This window comes from Cupriavidus sp. 207A1, assembly GCF_057798955.1.
The window spans coordinates 1-15,872 of the sequence record NZ_JBYOJO010000025.1; the positions used below are offsets into that span (position 1 = coordinate 1).

General features: G+C 63.6%; 14 protein-coding genes and 1 tRNA gene. 7 read left to right on the forward strand and 8 right to left on the reverse strand.

Annotated elements, in window-relative coordinates; genetic code table 11:
• The coding region (gene bcaP / locus AC3FMM_RS30345; protein ID WP_488688145.1) for a branched-chain amino acid transporter BcaP at positions 1–1,329 on the forward strand (1,329 nt) is incomplete at its 5' end.
• Between the two features lie 75 nt (positions 1,330–1,404).
• Here bcaP and AC3FMM_RS30350 read toward each other — a convergent pair.
• Entirely contained in the window at positions 1,405–1,806 is a 402-nt protein-coding gene (locus AC3FMM_RS30350; RefSeq protein WP_488688147.1) for a cupin domain-containing protein, read from the reverse strand.
• 276 nt (positions 1,807–2,082) lie between these two features.
• Between AC3FMM_RS30350 and AC3FMM_RS30355 the strand changes: the two genes are divergently transcribed.
• Together AC3FMM_RS30355 and AC3FMM_RS30360 are read left to right on the forward strand one after the other, a co-directional pair.
• Complete coding sequence (locus AC3FMM_RS30355; RefSeq protein ID WP_488688149.1) at positions 2,083–2,568, forward strand: DUF6130 family protein; 486 nt, start codon at positions 2,083–2,085, stop codon at positions 2,566–2,568.
• A 179-nt stretch (positions 2,569–2,747) separates the two neighbouring features.
• A complete protein-coding gene (locus AC3FMM_RS30360) occupies positions 2,748–3,641 on the forward strand; it encodes a LysR family transcriptional regulator (protein WP_488688151.1) in 894 nt (297 codons plus the stop codon).
• Positions 3,642–3,824: 183 nt separating this feature from the next.
• Here AC3FMM_RS30360 and AC3FMM_RS30365 read toward each other — a convergent pair whose 3' ends face one another.
• Positions 3,825–4,910 (reverse strand): alkene reductase, encoded by a 1,086-nt coding sequence (locus tag AC3FMM_RS30365; RefSeq protein WP_488688153.1) that lies wholly within the window; start codon positions 4,908–4,910, stop codon positions 3,825–3,827.
• A 186-nt stretch (positions 4,911–5,096) separates the two neighbouring features.
• Here AC3FMM_RS30365 and AC3FMM_RS30370 point away from each other — a divergent pair, with 186 nt between their 5' ends.
• Positions 5,097–5,648, forward strand: a complete 552-nt coding sequence (locus AC3FMM_RS30370) for a RidA family protein (RefSeq protein ID WP_240987664.1) — start codon at positions 5,097–5,099, stop codon at positions 5,646–5,648.
• A 21-nt stretch (positions 5,649–5,669) separates the two neighbouring features.
• Here AC3FMM_RS30370 and AC3FMM_RS30375 read toward each other — a convergent pair whose 3' ends face one another.
• Genes AC3FMM_RS30375 through AC3FMM_RS30385 form a run of 3 tightly spaced genes read right to left on the reverse strand, consistent with a single transcriptional unit; the run spans position 5,670 to position 7,594 of the window.
• Positions 5,670–6,707: a LysR family transcriptional regulator gene (locus AC3FMM_RS30375; RefSeq protein WP_198035970.1), complete on the reverse strand. Its 1,038-nt coding sequence runs from the start codon at positions 6,705–6,707 to the stop codon at positions 5,670–5,672.
• 5 nt (positions 6,708–6,712) lie between these two features.
• A complete protein-coding gene (locus AC3FMM_RS30380; RefSeq protein ID WP_115706766.1) occupies positions 6,713–7,168 on the reverse strand; it encodes a carboxymuconolactone decarboxylase family protein in 456 nt (151 codons plus the stop codon).
• A gap of 9 nt (positions 7,169–7,177) precedes the next feature.
• Positions 7,178–7,594: a cupin domain-containing protein gene (locus tag AC3FMM_RS30385; protein ID WP_115709258.1), complete on the reverse strand. Its 417-nt coding sequence runs from the start codon at positions 7,592–7,594 to the stop codon at positions 7,178–7,180.
• 87 nt (positions 7,595–7,681) lie between these two features.
• Between AC3FMM_RS30385 and pdxR the strand changes: the two genes are divergently transcribed.
• The gene (gene pdxR / locus AC3FMM_RS30390) at positions 7,682–9,097 is read left to right on the forward strand and encodes a MocR-like pyridoxine biosynthesis transcription factor PdxR (RefSeq protein WP_116312480.1); all 1,416 of its coding nucleotides are present in this window, start codon (positions 7,682–7,684) and stop codon (positions 9,095–9,097) included.
• A 106-nt stretch (positions 9,098–9,203) separates the two neighbouring features.
• On the opposite strand, the gene AC3FMM_RS30395 is transcribed toward pdxR, so the two are convergent.
• A complete protein-coding gene (locus tag AC3FMM_RS30395) occupies positions 9,204–10,505 on the reverse strand; it encodes a c-type cytochrome (protein WP_473703655.1) in 1,302 nt (433 codons plus the stop codon).
• 300 nt (positions 10,506–10,805) lie between these two features.
• Between AC3FMM_RS30395 and AC3FMM_RS30400 the strand changes: the two genes are divergently transcribed.
• On the forward strand, positions 10,806–11,540 hold the full coding sequence (locus tag AC3FMM_RS30400) for an RNA polymerase sigma factor (RefSeq protein ID WP_488688157.1): 735 nt from the start codon (positions 10,806–10,808) through the stop codon (positions 11,538–11,540).
• Positions 11,541–11,761: 221 nt separating this feature from the next.
• Positions 11,762–12,859: an enolase C-terminal domain-like protein gene (locus AC3FMM_RS30405; protein ID WP_488688159.1), complete on the forward strand. Its 1,098-nt coding sequence runs from the start codon at positions 11,762–11,764 to the stop codon at positions 12,857–12,859.
• Positions 12,860–13,063: 204 nt separating this feature from the next.
• On the opposite strand, the gene AC3FMM_RS30410 is transcribed toward AC3FMM_RS30405, so the two are convergent.
• Together AC3FMM_RS30410 and lon are read right to left on the reverse strand one after the other, a co-directional pair.
• A tRNA-Val gene (locus tag AC3FMM_RS30410) sits at positions 13,064–13,139 on the reverse strand.
• Positions 13,140–13,329: 190 nt separating this feature from the next.
• The gene (lon, locus tag AC3FMM_RS30415) at positions 13,330–15,741 is read right to left on the reverse strand and encodes an endopeptidase La (protein WP_115681436.1); all 2,412 of its coding nucleotides are present in this window, start codon (positions 15,739–15,741) and stop codon (positions 13,330–13,332) included.
• Between the last annotated feature and the right edge of the window lie 131 nt (positions 15,742–15,872).

Below are 15,872 nucleotides of genomic sequence, written 5' to 3' on the forward strand. Positions count from 1 at the left end.
GTGCTGGGTCCGGTCGACCTGGTGCTGATGGGCATCGGCGCCATCATCGGCACCGGCATCTTCGTGCTGACCGGCACCGGCGCGTTGACCGCGGGGCCAGCGCTGACGGTGTCGTTCGTGATCGCGGCGCTGGCGTGCGGCTTTGCCGCGCTGTGCTACGCGGAGTTCGCCTCGGCGATCCCGGTGTCGGGCTCGATCTATACCTACAGCTACGCCACGCTGGGCGAGATCGTCGCGTGGATGATCGGCTGGGACCTGCTGCTGGAATACGGGCTGGCCACCTCGGCCGTGTCGGTGGGCTGGTCGGGCTATTTCCAGTCGCTGATGGCGGGCTTCGGCATGAAGCTGCCGGCGGCGCTGAGCGCGGCGCCGGGCTCGGTGCCGGGCGTGCACACCGTGCTGAACCTGCCGGCGTGCCTGATCATGCTGGCCATCACCTGGGTGGTGTCGTACGGCGTGCGCGAGTCCGCGCGCGTCAACAACCTGATGGTGGCGGTGAAGATCGGCGTGGTGCTGCTGTTTATCGCGGTGGGCGTGTGGCACGTGCAGCCGGCCAACTGGCAGCCGTTCGCGCCGTTCGGCTTTGCCGGCATCTTCAATGCGGCGGCGCTGGTGTTCTTCGCCTTTATCGGCTTCGATGCCGTGACCTCGGCCGCGGAAGAAGTGCGCAACCCGCGCCGCGACCTGCCGATCGGCATCATCGGCTCGCTGGCGGTCTGCACCGTGCTGTATGTGGTGGTCGCAGCGATCATGACCGGCATCGTGCCGTTCGCGAAGTTTGCCGGCGTGGACCACCCGGTCTCGCTGGCGCTGCAGTTCGCCGGCCAGAACTGGGTGGCGGGCTTTGTCGACCTGGGCGCGATCCTGGGCATGACCACGGTGATCCTGGTGATGACCTACGGCCAGACCCGCGTGATCTTTGCCATGTCGCGCGATGGGCTGCTGCCCGAGCGGCTGTCGTCGGTGCACCCGGTGCATGCCACGCCGTATTTCGCCACCTGGACCGTGGGCGTGGTATTTGCCGCGATTGCCGCCTTCGTGCCGCTGAACGTGCTGGCCGAGCTGATCAATATCGGCACGCTGGCCGCCTTCACCCTGATCTCGGTGGCGGTGCTGGTGCTGCGCAAGACCCGGCCCGAGCTGCCGCGCGCGTTCCGCTGCCCGGGCGTGCCGGTGGTGCCGCTGCTGTCGATCGGCTTCTGCCTGTTTCTGATGGCGCACCTGCAGGCGCTGACCTGGGCCGCCTTCCTGGTGTGGCTGGTGCTGGGGCTGGTGATCTACTTCGCCTATGCGCGGCGCAATGCCGTGCTGCACAGCGCCGCCAGGTAGACGCCAATACGGGGTGGTGAAACGACCCGTGGAATCACAAGTCTTCCACCCCCTCCTGGTCAGCGGCCGGAAACCCTATTTCGCGGGCACAACCAGCGGCGAACCCTTCGTGACGATATAGGTTGCCAATTCCGATGCCAGGCCGCCGCCAACATTCCGGGCTGAATGCGGCGTGCCTGCCGGTATGAACAGCGATTCCCCTGCCTTCAGCGTCACCGGCCGCTGATCGCCAAGCTGATACTCAAGGCTGCCCTGCAGCACGTGAGCGATCTCCTCACCCGGGTGTGCGTGCCTGGGCGCGAACGCGCCCGGTTCAAAATCCACGCGCACCTGAATGCCTTCCTTGCCCGCGACGCTGAGTTCATGGCTGACCAGGTCGGCCCGATGGATCCCCGGTGCTTGTGCGTGGGCGTGGTGGAACGTTGCGGCAAGGCAGGCTACGGTCATGGCGGCGGTTGCAAACTTGGCGAGATTCATTTGGGCGTGTCCTCAGTTCCGGTTGGGATATATGCATGCAGCGGATATACGTTGCATAAGCAGCATTGAACGATGCGGATGTATCCCCGCTGTAGCGAACCGCGGCACCTAATGTATTTGTTCGTATCAGCCAGTTGTGCCGCTACGTTGTCATACAAAACTGCCGACAGCCCGCCGCGGCGGCGTGTTCAGATGCAAGGCCTATCCTGAAATCGCCCGTCACATCCGACCTGGATGTGCGTGTGGAGGCAACCCTCCGCATCAAAGGAAAACGCCATGCACCCTATCGTCAAGTCCCTTTCAGCCGCCGGCATTGCAGCCGCGTTCTGCGCGAGTGTCTCCGCGCAACCTGCACAAGACGCCATCCGCCCGCCTGCCATTCTTCCCCTCGGCAGCGAACCCGCACCAAAGTTGCTGCCCTATGCGGCGCTGCCGGAGCCGCTCGCGCGCGGCGTAGTCATCGTCCAGTTTCGCACCGGGAATTTCCGCGTCATGCCGATATTCGGCAATGCCGCCGCCGGGATCTCGCCTCGCATCGGGCACTTGCACGTGACGGTTGACGATACTCCTGGCACCTGGGCACATACGAGCGAGGATCCGATCATCGTGGTCGGCCTCACGCCGGGGCCGCACAGGCTGCGCCTGGAGCTGGCCGATCCCGGCCACAAGATCCTCGCCACCGAGGTGGTCACCGTCACGGTGCCTGACGTCAAGGCCTCGGGCTCGGCGCCGGCATCCGCGTCTGGTTCCCACCGGCATTGATAGGATTCAAGCCTGTCGGTAGCGGGCACTGGCAGCGACCGGCTTTATGGCAAATCGCCACCAGCCACCATGACGCGGGGATACGCGCTGGGTAGTCACACGTTCCCCACCTGCACAACGTTTTCATTTGCTGGATAAGGAAGGTAAGATTTGGCAACAAGCTCAACATTGGACCTACCGTGGACCTGGCGGCCCTGGCTGACTTCAATCTGGTTGCTGCCCAAGGAGGCTTCGGCAAGGCCAGCCGATACAGCGGCCGCCCCAAGGCGACGCTGTCCCGGCGCGTGATGGATCTGGAGGATAGCCTCGGTGTACGGCTATTCGAGCGCGGCACCCGATCGCTCAAGCTTACCGAGGCAGGCCGCGCGCTATACGAACGCACGCACCCGCTCGTGGCGGAAATCCTGGAAGCCGGGGACCTTGCCGCAACAGGCTTGTCGACACCCAGAGGACGCCTGCGTATCAGCGCGCCAGTGCTGTTTTCCCACACCATGATCGGCAAGCTTGCCGCTGGCTTCGCCAGGGCCTACCCCGATGTGGTGCTGGAGATCAACGCCGAGGACCGCAATGTCGATCTGGTCGAAGAGAACTACGATGTGGCCATTCGTGTGAATCCACGGCCTAACGAAATGCTGGTGGGGCGCTGTTTTGCGCGTGACGAGATGCTGGTAGTCGCGCCCGCCTCCATGCCAGTTCCGGAAGGTCAGGACGGCGATGTCTTCGACGTGCCGGCCGTGGTGCTCGCCAGTGGCTTCGACAGCGGGCATTGGATCTTCACGCATGAAGGCCGGCAAATCACGCTCAATCCGCGGGAACGCCTGCGCATGTCGTCGCTTATCCCGGTTCGCGATGCGGTGCTGGCTGGTGCCGGTGTTGGCCTGCTGCCGCGCTCGTTGCTCACCTTGCCATGCGTGGACGAGGCAGCATTGAACATATGGGGTCCTGTCCCGGACCGCCCCATTGAGTTGTGGGTATTGCATTCATCCCGACGGCTCTCGAGTTCAAAAGTCAACGCCTTCATCGCCTATCTGAGCAACGCGTTTCCTGCGCGGAAACTGTTTGCGGCGCGATGATGCTGGCAACCCGTTTTACCGCCGACGGATAGAACCAGCACCGTCACCGGCCACGCGCATTGCCAAGCAAACAAAAAAGAGCCATCCCGCAGGATGGCTCAACGCTCCATATGGAGCACCATTGTGGCGCCCGTATCCGAGGCGGGCGAGTCTGCGCCCTCTCAGCCACCGAATCGCCGGCGATCAGGCTACCTTGGCCGCAACGTTCGACGTGGCCAGCCTGGGATAGTCGGTGTAACCCTCGGCACCTCCGCCGTAGAACGTCATTTGGTCGGCCTCATTCATCGGTTCGCCGATGCGAAGCCGGTCCACGACGTCAGGATTGGCAAGCGCCCATCGGCCAATCGGGGCCATATCCGCCAGTCCTGCTTCAATATCCTTTCCGACGGCATTGACCGGCCGGTTGATTCGATTGACAAGCAGTATTCCGCGCCAGATGGCGCGAATGTCCTTCAGCAATGGCTCGTCGCCGCCGTGCGCGAGATGCAGGTAGGCAAGATCCAGCTTCGCCAGTTCGGCAACCAGGTGACGGTACAAGTCGCCATAATGCTCGCCCTCGTCGATGCCGCCCAGGCGCGAGCCGGGCGACAGACGGATGCCGGTGCGATCGGCGCCGATCTCGGCCGATACCGCGGCCGCGACTTCCATCGCGAACCGGATCCGGTTCGGGATCGAACCGCCATAGTTGTCCATGCGCGTGTTGGCGTTAGGAGCGAGGAATTGCTGAATCAGGTAGCCGTTGGCGCCGTGGATTTCCACGCCGTCGGCCCCCGCTTCCACCGCCATTGCGGCAGCACGTCGAAACTCCGAAACGGTGGCCAGCAGCTCCACTTGCGTCAAGGCACGCGGCACCGGAACCGGCAGCATGCCCGAGGGGGTGTAGAGTTCGAGGTTCGGCGCAATCGCCGATGGCGCAACGGCCTGCCGGCCGTGCGGTGTATTGGCCGGGTGCGACATGCGGCCTGCATGCATAAGCTGGATGAACAGGTGACCGCCTTCAGCGTGCACCGCATCGGCTACCTTGCGCCAGGCGGCGACATGCGCCTCGGTATGGATGCCAGGGGAATTGGGAAACCCTTGCCCGTCCTCCGATGGCTGCGTGCCTTCGGTAATCAGCAGTCCAAGCGAGGCCCGTTGCGCATAGTATTCGGCAGCCAGCGGTCCCGGCGTGCCATCGGATAGCGCGCGACTGCGCGTAAGCGCAGACATAGCCAGTCGATGCTTCAGGGTCATGCGCCCTACGCGGACGGGATCCCAGATGGTGGTCATTGATTACTCCAGAAGGATGAATGGAAGAGCGCCTGACGCGTGGTGTGAACGTTAGACCGTTCCGGATAAGGGCGGTAGACCACCAAAATCAGACACCTCATCCCATATCTGGATCACTCCGCCTTCGACCGCCGGAGATCCCGCGCACGAGATCTGATCGCATTCTTGCGCGTTGAAAATGCACAAATGCCGCGCATCGGATTGCCCCGCAATGCTAGTCTGGGTGCCGGATCGTCTCTCCCTGGCGGTCCTTCGCCCAAGGAGCAGATCATGGTTGGCAATGCGCGTTCAATCGACAAGAAAGCGACCTACTGGGGTGTCCCGTGGGAAGAGGCATACGGCTATGCGCAGGCGGTGCAGGTGGGCAACGATATCTATGTTTCCGGCCAGCTCAGCCACGACAGCGGCGGCAACCTGGTGGCACCGGCATCCCTCGACGCAAGCGGCCGGCCGCGCGATTTTTCCATGATGGAAGCCCAGATGCGCGCCACCTACGAAAACCTGTCGGGCATTCTTGCGCGCTTTGGCGCCACACTCGACAACGTGGTGGAGGAAACCCTGTATGTGCTGGACGTGGATGCGGCATTCGCTGCCGCCGGCTCGGTGCGCAAGGAGGCGTACGGTACCGAACGGCCGCAATGCGCAAGCAATCTGATCGGCGTTTCCAGGCTGGCCATGGCACCGCAATTGATCGAGATCGCCTGCAAGGCGGTGCTGAGGCCGGCGGCGGCAGCCTGACCGCGGCGGCCGGGCTTCGGCCTACGCGCCGCCGACAGGCTCCCGGCCCTCGATCAATGCCTTGCGCTCGGCGACCGCGGCTGCGCAGAAGCTCATGAATGCCTGAACGCGGCGAGACCTTCGGATATCCGGATGGGTGAGCAGCCAGAGTTCATCCCGCAGCTCGGGCACGACGGGACCGACGCGCACCAGCCCGGGCATGATATCTCCCAGCATGCACGGCAGAAACCCCAGGCCGAGCCCGGCCGCGATGGCCGCGCTGACCGCTGCGACGGAGTCGGAACGGTATGAAATATTGGCGGAGGCGACCCGGCGCTCTACGTATTGAGATGCCTTGAGAGCGGACAATTGGCCTGCATAGGACACCCACGCGCGATCGTAGAGGCCATCGGCCGCGGGCACGTTGCGGCCGAACTGCGTCGCACAGCCGTAAGGCGCCCACGCGATGGTCGCGAGTTTTCGACCGACCAGACTTTCCGACGGGCGCCGGGTCGCCCGGAATGCAATATCGGATTCGTCGCGGGCAAGGTTCAAGGCGCCGTTGCCGACCAGCACCTCGACCGCCACCGCGGCATTGCGCGTTTTGAAGTCCGCGATGATGGGCGTAAGGAAGTACAGCAACAGAGAGTCGCTGGTCGTGATCCGCAACGTCCCCAGCGGTCCGTGCAGGCCGCGCGAGACACGTCTGGCGACGCTGACGACATCGAGCTCGACGCGCTCGCACAGCGCGCGCAACTCCAATCCCTCGGCCGTGAGCCTGTAGCCGGCACGCCGCCGGTCGAACAGCGTGACGCCGAGCGCCGCTTCGGCCTGCGCCACCCGGCGCGACACCGTGGATACGTTGATGCCCAGCTTGCTGGCGGCGATCGCACGACTGCCGCTTTCGCTGAGCGTCTTGATAATGCGCAGGTCGTCCCACGACAGGCGCTGGGCGGCGTCGCCCGACGCCTGCCCTGCGCGCTCGCGCGCGTCATTGCCCGGCACGCTATCTGGGGATGTCGATTGCACGTTGGTGGCTCCCGCGATGGCATCGAGATCCGCCCGGTGTTCGAGACCCAACCGCTTCAGGCTGCAGCAGCGAGGGCAGATTCGGGGGCACGGCGGAAGCTGATGGCGAGCCGATTATAGGCATTCATCAGCCCGATGGCCATGGTGAGGTCGGCGAGTTCCTTTTCGCTGAACACCGCCGCGGCCCGTCGAAAGTCTTCGTCGGGCACATGGGTGTCAGCGACGCGGGTGACGGATTCCGTCCAGGCCAGCGCCGCCTGCTCGCGTTCGCTGAACAGCGGCCCCGCTTCCTGCCAGGCCTGCACAAGCGCGAGCTTTGCCGGCGTAACGCCCTTCTTGATCAGGTCGCGCGTATGCATGTCGAGGCAATACGCGCACCCATTGATCTGGCTTACGCGCAGATAGACCAGGTCGACCAGGACGTCTTCCAGGCCCGATTGCATGACATAGCCGTATACGCCGCCAAATGCCTTGACGCCGCCCGCCGATACCTTGGTGTAGTCCAGTCTCATTTCAAGCTCCTAGTTGTCGTAGATGGTCAGTTCCTGGTCGGCCGTATCGACTACGAACACGGCCAGCAGCTTTGCCGGCCTGGTCTTGCTCGCATTGCGGCTCACCGGATGGCGGGAGCCCGGATTCTCGAAGAAACTCTCGCCCGCCTTGTAGACTCGTTCCGGCTCGTCGTTCACCTTGCTGGCGATGCTGCCCGAAACGACGTAGGCATAGATGAACGACGACCTGGCATGGGTGTGCGGCAGCGATGCACCACCGGGCGGATAAAAGACCTCGACGGCGACGAGCGACTTGCCCGGGATATTGGGGATCTCCTTCGAGAAATTGGGCTTCACCGTGTCACCGGCGCCGTGCGCCGCTGCGACCCCGGTAAAGGCGATGCCCGTTGCCGCCAGCAGGGAGAGAAGAATGCGTTGCAGTTTCATGTTTGGCTCCTTGGAGGCTAGAATCATGCACCCCATCTGGTTCACAAAAAAGAACCAAAAACACGATTTTTGAATGTACCAGCGGCGATGACCAGCATCCTCGACCTGAAGCTGGACCGTGCGTCCAGAACCTCACTGGCGGAGCAGATACGGCTCGGCATCACCGGCGCGATCGAGAGTGGCGTGCTGGTTCCAGGCGCCAGGTTGCCGTCGTGGATCGACCTCGCTGCCCAGCTTGGCGTGGCGCGAGGCACTGTCAGGACCGCCTACGAGCGGCTGTCCGATGCGCAACTGGTGGTTTCATCGCGCGCCGGCGGCACCAGGGTTTCCGACCACGCCGGAGCCGCAAGGCCCCACGCGGAACAGGCGCGTTCGCTCGAAACCGATTTGCGCTCGGAGCTGTACCAGCACTTTCTGCCGGGCCCGGCAGTGTTCCAGATGGGCGTGCCGGCATCGGACTGCTTCCCTGCCCCCTTGTTCGCACGGCTGCGATCGCGGGCGGCACGTGACGAGGTGGAGGCGCCGGCGACCTACCCGGATCCGCGCGGCGAGCATGAACTCCGCAGAGAGATCGCGGCGCACCTGGCATTGTCCCGGGCGATGGACTGCCAGCCCTCGCAGGTCTTCATCACCGCGGGCTTTACCGGCGCGCTCGGTGTCACGCTGCGGGTGATCCAGGCCGAGGGCCGGCAAGCCTGGGTCGAGAATCCGGGATTTCTTCCCAGTCGCAGAGCCATGGCATTGTCCCGGCTCACGACCGTTCCCATCCCGGTGGATGAAAACGGCATCGATGTCGGCTACGGCCAGGCACATGCACCGGATGCCGCGGTGGCGCTGGTTACGGCGGGTCAGCAGGCGCCCCTGGGCCCGACTCTCTCACTCGGTCGCCGCGTGCAACTGCTCGAGTGGGCCAGCCGCGCGGGTGCATGGATCATCGAGGACGACTACCTTGGCGAACTCCAGCTCAGGCGTCGCGCGGCTCCCGCACTGGCATCGCAGGATCGGGCCGGGCGGGTCATCCATATCGGGTCCTTCAGCAAGACACTCAGCCCCACGCTGCGGCTCGGCTTCGTGGTCGTGCCGCCTGTCCTGGTATCGCGCTTCGAAGAAGTCGTCGCCTGCCTCGCTTCCGCGCCAGGGCCGGCGGTGCAAATGGCGACCGCCGAGTTTATGCGCGATGGACACTATCTGCGGCACCTGCGGCGCATGAAACGCATTTACGCAGCCCGCAGCGATGCGCTTCTGGCTGCGCTCAACGCCAGGGAATTCCAGGCCTATGCGGCAGGCCTCGCCGTAGTGGTGAGACTGCCGGACGGCGCCGACGACCAAAGGATCGCCCGGGAAGCCTATGCCTACGGGCTGGCGCCCGCACCGTTATCGGGCTGGTTCTGCTCTGCTTCCACACAACGGTCCGGCCTGCTGCTTGGTGTCGCGACGGCGATTGAGCACCAGGTTCCCGCTGCCTGCGACCGCTTGCAGCAATTGATCCGCAAGTTTTCGTAAAGTCCTGCAAGCCGATAACACCCTGTTGCGCGCGTCAGACGCGCGCGCAGCCGCAGACGGAGGCGATGCGCGCCGCCGTCGCGGCACATTCCGCCTGGGCTTCACGTCACAGCGACTTCAGATACTCCGCCAGGTCGGCAATATCCTGGCTGCTCAGCCCCAGTCCCCGCTTGGTGTTGTAGGTCGTCACGACCTCCGGCAAAGTCGCCGCAGAGCCGTCATGGAAATAGGGAGGGTGTTGCCATGCGCCCTTCAGCGGCGTGGTCCGGTATTGCTTGGTTGCGGAGCGCGAGGCGTAGCTCGGGCTCTCCGGTTCCGCCATCGAGTCGGCGGGCGGGTGAAGCAGCGAGTTGGCATCGGTAAATGCCGGGCCACTATGGCACGTGGCGCATCGGCCCGCGCCTTCGAACAGGGCCTTGCCCCGCAGCGCCGCCGCCGGGTCGAAACTGCCAGCCGGTGGCGGCGGAGCGCCCAGGGATAGCTGATACGCTTGCAGGGCCGGAAGCTTGCTGGTGACAAGGTCCACCGAGCCATTGGTGATGGAGATATTCAGGCGCGGTTCGGATACGGAGCCGAGGCCGCCCATCTGGGAGACGGCGACATACCGGTTCCAGTACATGATGTCTTCGCCATCGCCGGTAAAGGTAATGCGGTGAATGCCGGCCAGCCCGAAGGCGGGCGGTATCACGACCGGCTTGCTGAGGCCGTCGATATTATTGCGCGGGTCGTACTTGCCTGCGCCCCAGGCGTTGAGGACCTTTTTCATGGCCTCGTCAATGGCCGGTGACAGCGCGATGATGGCGCCGGGATTGAGATCCCGGTTGGGCCATCCGTCCAGCCGCTTGCCGATGCCCGGCGCGAACGAGTTGTCCACCGTCGAATGACAGAGGGCGCAGGTGGTGCCGACGCGGGTCAGCTTGTCGACCCCATTGACGGTCTCGACGGTCCCCTGGAGGCCGACGACCGCGTTCAGTTTCAGCAGCGCCACCGTCGTAGCCGGGCTCTTCAGGTCGATCGTGCCATTGCGGATGCCGTTTGCGATAGCCTCGGGCAAGGCCTCGGCGTCCACCTTGAGGCCCACGGAGAGTGCAGTCAAGGGATCCACCGAGCTGGCGATGACCTCGTGCATCCTCAGGTGATCGGTCCACTTCGCTTCGTCCCCGAAGGTGTCGAAGCGAAAGATCTGCTTGCCCTGCTCGACCAGGGCCTTCTGCGCCGCCTCCGTGCTGGCCGCATCCGTGCCGCCCCCTCCAGAACTGCCGCCACATGCCGCCACGGCCGCCACTGCGGCTGCCGTGAGCAGTGCATTTGCCAGCCTCCGTCGAGCCAGCTGCGGCATCGCTGGCTGCCGCAGCGGTACCGGCTGCACTTCAGTTTCAGATGTCAGTGCGGAGGGTTGCCTTTTCATGATCGACGTCCTTGTCAGGAGGAGATGCAGCAACTGAAAAAAAACAACCGACAGGTCTCCGACGGCAGTGGCTCGAATTTGTCCGTTGCATAGGCGTTAGACGTTTGCAGACGCCGGAAGGTGACACGAGGTCTGAGCCACATTGCGATGAGTTGTGGCTGCATGCATCTGCCTATGATTACTGACGCGTGGTTCGACCCCAGGCGAGGTACCGCAGTCGCGTATGCGCCCAGTCGACTGTCACCTTTTGGCAGCTGTGCCGTCTAATGATCTGCAACGGAAAAGGAGCCAGATCTCCAAATGGACAAGAACCGGGATCTCAGGCCGCCCCTGCCGTCTGGCGCCAGTGCCACCACAGACGCCGAACTGGTCGCCAGCGCCCGCGCCGGCGCCGCGTCTGCCTTCGAGGCCATCATGCGGCGCAACAACCGCCTGTTGTTCCGCACGGCCCGTGGCGTGGTTGCGGACGATGCCGAAGCCCAGGATGTCGTGCAGGAAACCTACCTGCGCGCCTTTACCAGCCTGGATTCGTTTCGCGGCGAGGCCGCGCTGAGCACCTGGCTGGCGCGCATAGCCATCAATGTCGCCCTGACAGCGCAGCGCAAGAGACGCCGGCTCTTTCAGATCGAAGCCCGGGGCGAAGAAGAAGATCTTCCTGGCGGACCTTTACAGGAGAACATGATGTCCTTCCGCGCCGCTGACGACGAATCACCTGAAGCCATGGCCGAACGCGGTCAGGTGCGGGAACTGCTGCAGCTTGCGGTCGAAAAGCTGCCGCCGATCTACCGCTGCGTGTTCATCCTTCGGGCGGTCGAAGACTTGAGCGTAGAGGAAACGGCTTATTGCCTTGGCGTTAGCGGCGACGTGGTCAAGACGCGCTTTCTGCGGGCCCGCATGATGCTGCGCGAATCCCTGGCCGCGGAGGTAAGTCCCTATCTGCAGAGCACGTTCAGTTTTGCCGGTACGCGCTGCGACGCGGTGGTCAATCACGTGTTCGACGCCCTCAGCGAGCGCGGGCTGGTCCGCTCGCAATGACGACGAGGGAACGCGGCAGTGCTCCTGGGAAGCGGATTTCGGCAACAAACGGCATCTCGTCGGCGCACGGGCGGCGACTGATTCCAGTTGCGGATCCCACCGATCGCGGCGTACTGTGCGGGTTACAGCCTGCGCGAGCGCTGGCCAGACTCGAGGAACTCCGATAAGGAGTTCCTGGTCCGGTGCCGCGCGGGTTGTACTGGTCGTCAGGAGGTGTCGCCATGGATTTCGAACCCCTCACTTACCAAAGCGTTGAGGTCCGTGCGGTTCTGATTCCGTTAAATCGACCAATCATTTCGAAGGTCGGCGCATTCGACCAGTGGCCGCTGATCCTGGTTGATCTTCACACTCGGGAAGGCGTTGTCGGTCGCAGTTATCTTGAGCCATATCTGATACAGGCGCCCAGGTACATCGTGCCTGCGATCCGGGATCTTGCCGCATCACGGGCCGGTAGCAGGATCGCACCGCTTGATGACTTCCAGAACGCCAGAGGTTCAACGCATCTCCTCGGCTACGAAGGCATCACGATGATCGCCATCGCAGGGCTCGACATGGCCGCGTGGGACGCGCTCGGCAAGGCCGCAGGCCTGCCTCTCGCAGCATTGCTTGGCGGAACAGTGGGCAGCGTGCAGGCGTACAACAGTAATGGGCTGTGGTTGAGCCACGTGGATGGCGTTGCAGAAGAAGCTAGTTCGCTCGTTGCAGAAGGAGCATTCAGCGCTTTGAAGCTGCGGCTGGGCCGCCAAAAGCTGCAAGACGACCTTGATGCCATTCGCGCGGTGCGCGAAGCGGCTGGCGACGAGATCAAGCTAATGGTGGATTTCAACCAGGGCTTGTCGTTTGATGACGGTCTGCGCCGCTGCCATGCCCTTGATAACGAGCGGCTGTACTGGTTCGAGGAGCCCCTCGCATACAACAACACCAGCGGCCATGCGCGGCTGGCGCGCGAGATCAAGACGCCGATCCAGCTGGGCGAGAACTTCTATGGTCCGCGCGAGTTATTGAAGGCAGTGCAGGCCGAGGCGTGTGACTGCGTCATGCTGGACATGATGCGGATCGGCGGCGTGTCGGGGTGGCTGCGGTCTGCGCCGATCGCTTCGGCGGCAGGAATCCCTGTCTCCACGCATCTGTATCCGGAAGTCTGCGCACATCTGATGCGCATCACCGAAACGGCGCACTGGCTGGAATGGCAGGACTGGGCCTATCCCGTGCTGAAGGAGCCTTTTGCGCTTGCAGATGGACACCTGGTGGTGCCGGACAGGCCCGGATCTGGAATCGAGTGGGACGAGAGCGTGGTGAAGCGCTTTCAGTACGACTAAGGCTTCCGCGCAGTGGCTAGCGCGGGTGGCTGGCATTCTTGCAGAGCGCGGCATCGGCTAGCACTGGCACCGATATCAGCGGTGATTTCGTCGAGCAGCTCTCTTTGGGTGGCAGAGGCTCTTTTGGGCTCGGATGCAGGGTGGTGAAACAGGCAAAAAAAGACCCAGATCGCTCTAAGTCCTTGATTCTTGCTGGTGGAGCGGTGGTGGGTGCTGAGGGGTTCGAACCCCCGACCTACGCCTTGTAAGGGCGCCGCTCTACCAACTGAGCTAAGCACCCGCTCGACCATCGCAGGCTGCCTGCCTGCAACTTGCTGAACGCTCCGCACCTCGCGGCAGATGCCGTGGTTTGCGTTGCGAGGGCGCAAGTTTAATACATGTGATTTCGGTTTGCCAAGGCCCGCGCGGACAAAAAAACGCCGCCGGGCATCGCTGCCCTGCGGCGTTTGGTTCATGCGGCTAAGGCGTCGTCAGTGATGCAGTCGCTCGACCTTGGCGGTGGCCTTGTCCGCCACCTCGGCGGGCTTGGCATCTTCTTCCGGCAACGCCTCGGGCTTGCGCTCGAGTGCCAGTTCCAGCACCTTGTCGATCCAGCGCACCGGCACGATCTCGATGGCGTTCTTGACGTTGTCCGGGATCTCGGCCAGGTCCTTGACGTTTTCCTCGGGGATCAGCACCAGCTTGATGCCGCCGCGGTGGGCTGCCAGCAGCTTCTCCTTCAGGCCGCCGATGGGCAGCACCTCGCCGCGCAGCGTGATCTCGCCGGTCATGGCGACATCCGCGCGCACCGGGATGCCGGTCAGCACCGACACCAGCGCCGTGGTCATGGCACCGCCCGCAGACGGGCCGTCCTTGGGCGTGGCGCCTTCGGGCACGTGGATGTGGATGTCGCGCTTCTCGAACATCTCATCGGTGATGCCCAGGCGGCGTGCCCGCGAACGTACCACCGAGCGCGCGGCCTCGACCGATTCCTTCATCACGTCGCCCAGCGAGCCGGTGCGGGTGATGTTGCCCTTGCCCGGCATGATCGCGGCCTCGATGGTCAGCAGGTCGCCGCCCACCTCGGTCCACGCCAGGCCGGTCACCTGGCCCACCTGATTTTCCTTGCCGGCCAGGCCGAAGTCGTACTTGCGTACGCCCAGGAACTTGTCGAGGTTGTCCGAATCGACCTTGATCGTGCCCGACTCCTTCTTCAGCAGCAGCAGCTTGACCGCCTTGCGGGCAATCTTGGAGACCTCGCGCTCGAGCGAACGCACACCGGCTTCGCGCGTGTAGTAGCGGATGATGTCGCGGATCGCCGCATCGGTGACCTCGATCTCGCCCGCCTTCAGACCATTGTTCTTGATCTGCTTCGGCAGCAGGTAACGCGTGGCGATGTTGAGCTTCTCTTCCTCGGTATAACCCGACAGGCGGATCACTTCCATACGGTCGAGCAGCGGCGGCGGAATGTTCAGCGAGTTCGACGTCGCCACGAACATCACGTCGGACAGGTCGAAATCGACCTCGATGTAGTGGTCCTGGAACGTGTGGTTCTGTTCCGGGTCCAGCACCTCGAGCAGCGCCGACGACGGATCGCCGCGGAAATCCTGGCCCATCTTGTCGATCTCGTCGAGCAGGAAGAGCGGATTGCGCACGCCAACCTTGGACAGGCTCTGCAAGATCTTGCCCGGCATCGACCCGATGTAGGTACGGCGGTGGCCGCGGATCTCGGCCTCATCACGCACGCCACCCAGTGCCATGCGCACGAACTTGCGGTTCGTCGCGCGCGCCACCGACTGGCCGAGCGAGGTCTTGCCCACGCCGGGAGGCCCGACCAGGCAGAGGATGGGTGCCTTCACCTTGTCCACGCGCTGTTGCACCGCGAGGTACTCGAGAATGCGTTCCTTGACCTTCTCCAGGCCGTAGTGGTCTTCATCCAGCACGCGCTCGGCGTTGGCGAGGTCGTTGTTGACCTTGCTCTTCTTGCGCCACGGCAGGTTCACCAGCGTGTCGATGTAGTTGCGCACGACGGTGGCTTCGGCCGACATCGGCGACATCAGCTTGAGCTTCTTGAATTCGGCGTCGGCCTTCTTCTTGGCTTCCTTCGGCATGCGCGCAGCCTTGATGCGCTTGTCGAGTTCTTCCAGGTCGGCGCCTTCTTCGCCCTCGCCCAGTTCCTTCTGGATGGCCTTGACCTGCTCGTTCAGGTAGTACTCGCGCTGGCTCTTCTCCATCTGGCGCTTGACGCGGCCACGGATGCGCTTTTCGACCTGCAGGATGTCGATCTCGCCCTCGAGCTGCGACAGCAGGCTTTCCAGGCGCTCGGTCACGTTGACCATCTCCAGGATCTTCTGCTTCTGCTCGAGCTTGATCGGCAGGTGCGCGGCGATGGTGTCCGCCAGGCGCCCGGCCTCGTCGATGCCCGACAGCGAGGTCAGGATCTCCGGCGGGATCTTCTTGTTGAGTTTTACGTACTGGTCGAACTGCGACACGATCGCGCGGCGCAGGGCCTCGGTCTCGGCGCTTTCGCCAGGTGCGGGCGGCACGGGCACGGCTTCGCACATGAAGTGCGAATCGTCCTCGCTCACCTCGCGGATATTTGCGCGCTGGGTGCCCTCGACCAGCACCTTCACGGTACCGTCGGGCAGCTTCAGCATTTGCAGGATATTGGCGATGCAGCCGACCTCGTACAGGTCGTCGGCGGTCGGCTCGTCCTTGGCCGCCGTCTTCTGGGCCACGAGCATGATGCTCTTGCCCGCCTCCATCGCAGTCTCAAGCGCCTTGATGGACTTTGGGCGTCCCACGAACAGCGGGATCACCATGTGCGGAAACACCACCACGTCGCGCAGCGGCAACAGTGGGAGGCGAATCGGCTCGGCCGGGAGGAGTTGTGTTCCGGACATCATTTTCCCCAAGTCAGTCATTTAAGGCGTAAATTGGGCCGCCCGAATCGATTACAAGATACGTGCCAATCGATTCATCAAGACAGGCAGATGCCGCTACCTGCACTTGGTGGCCCCTCTGAAACAGCATA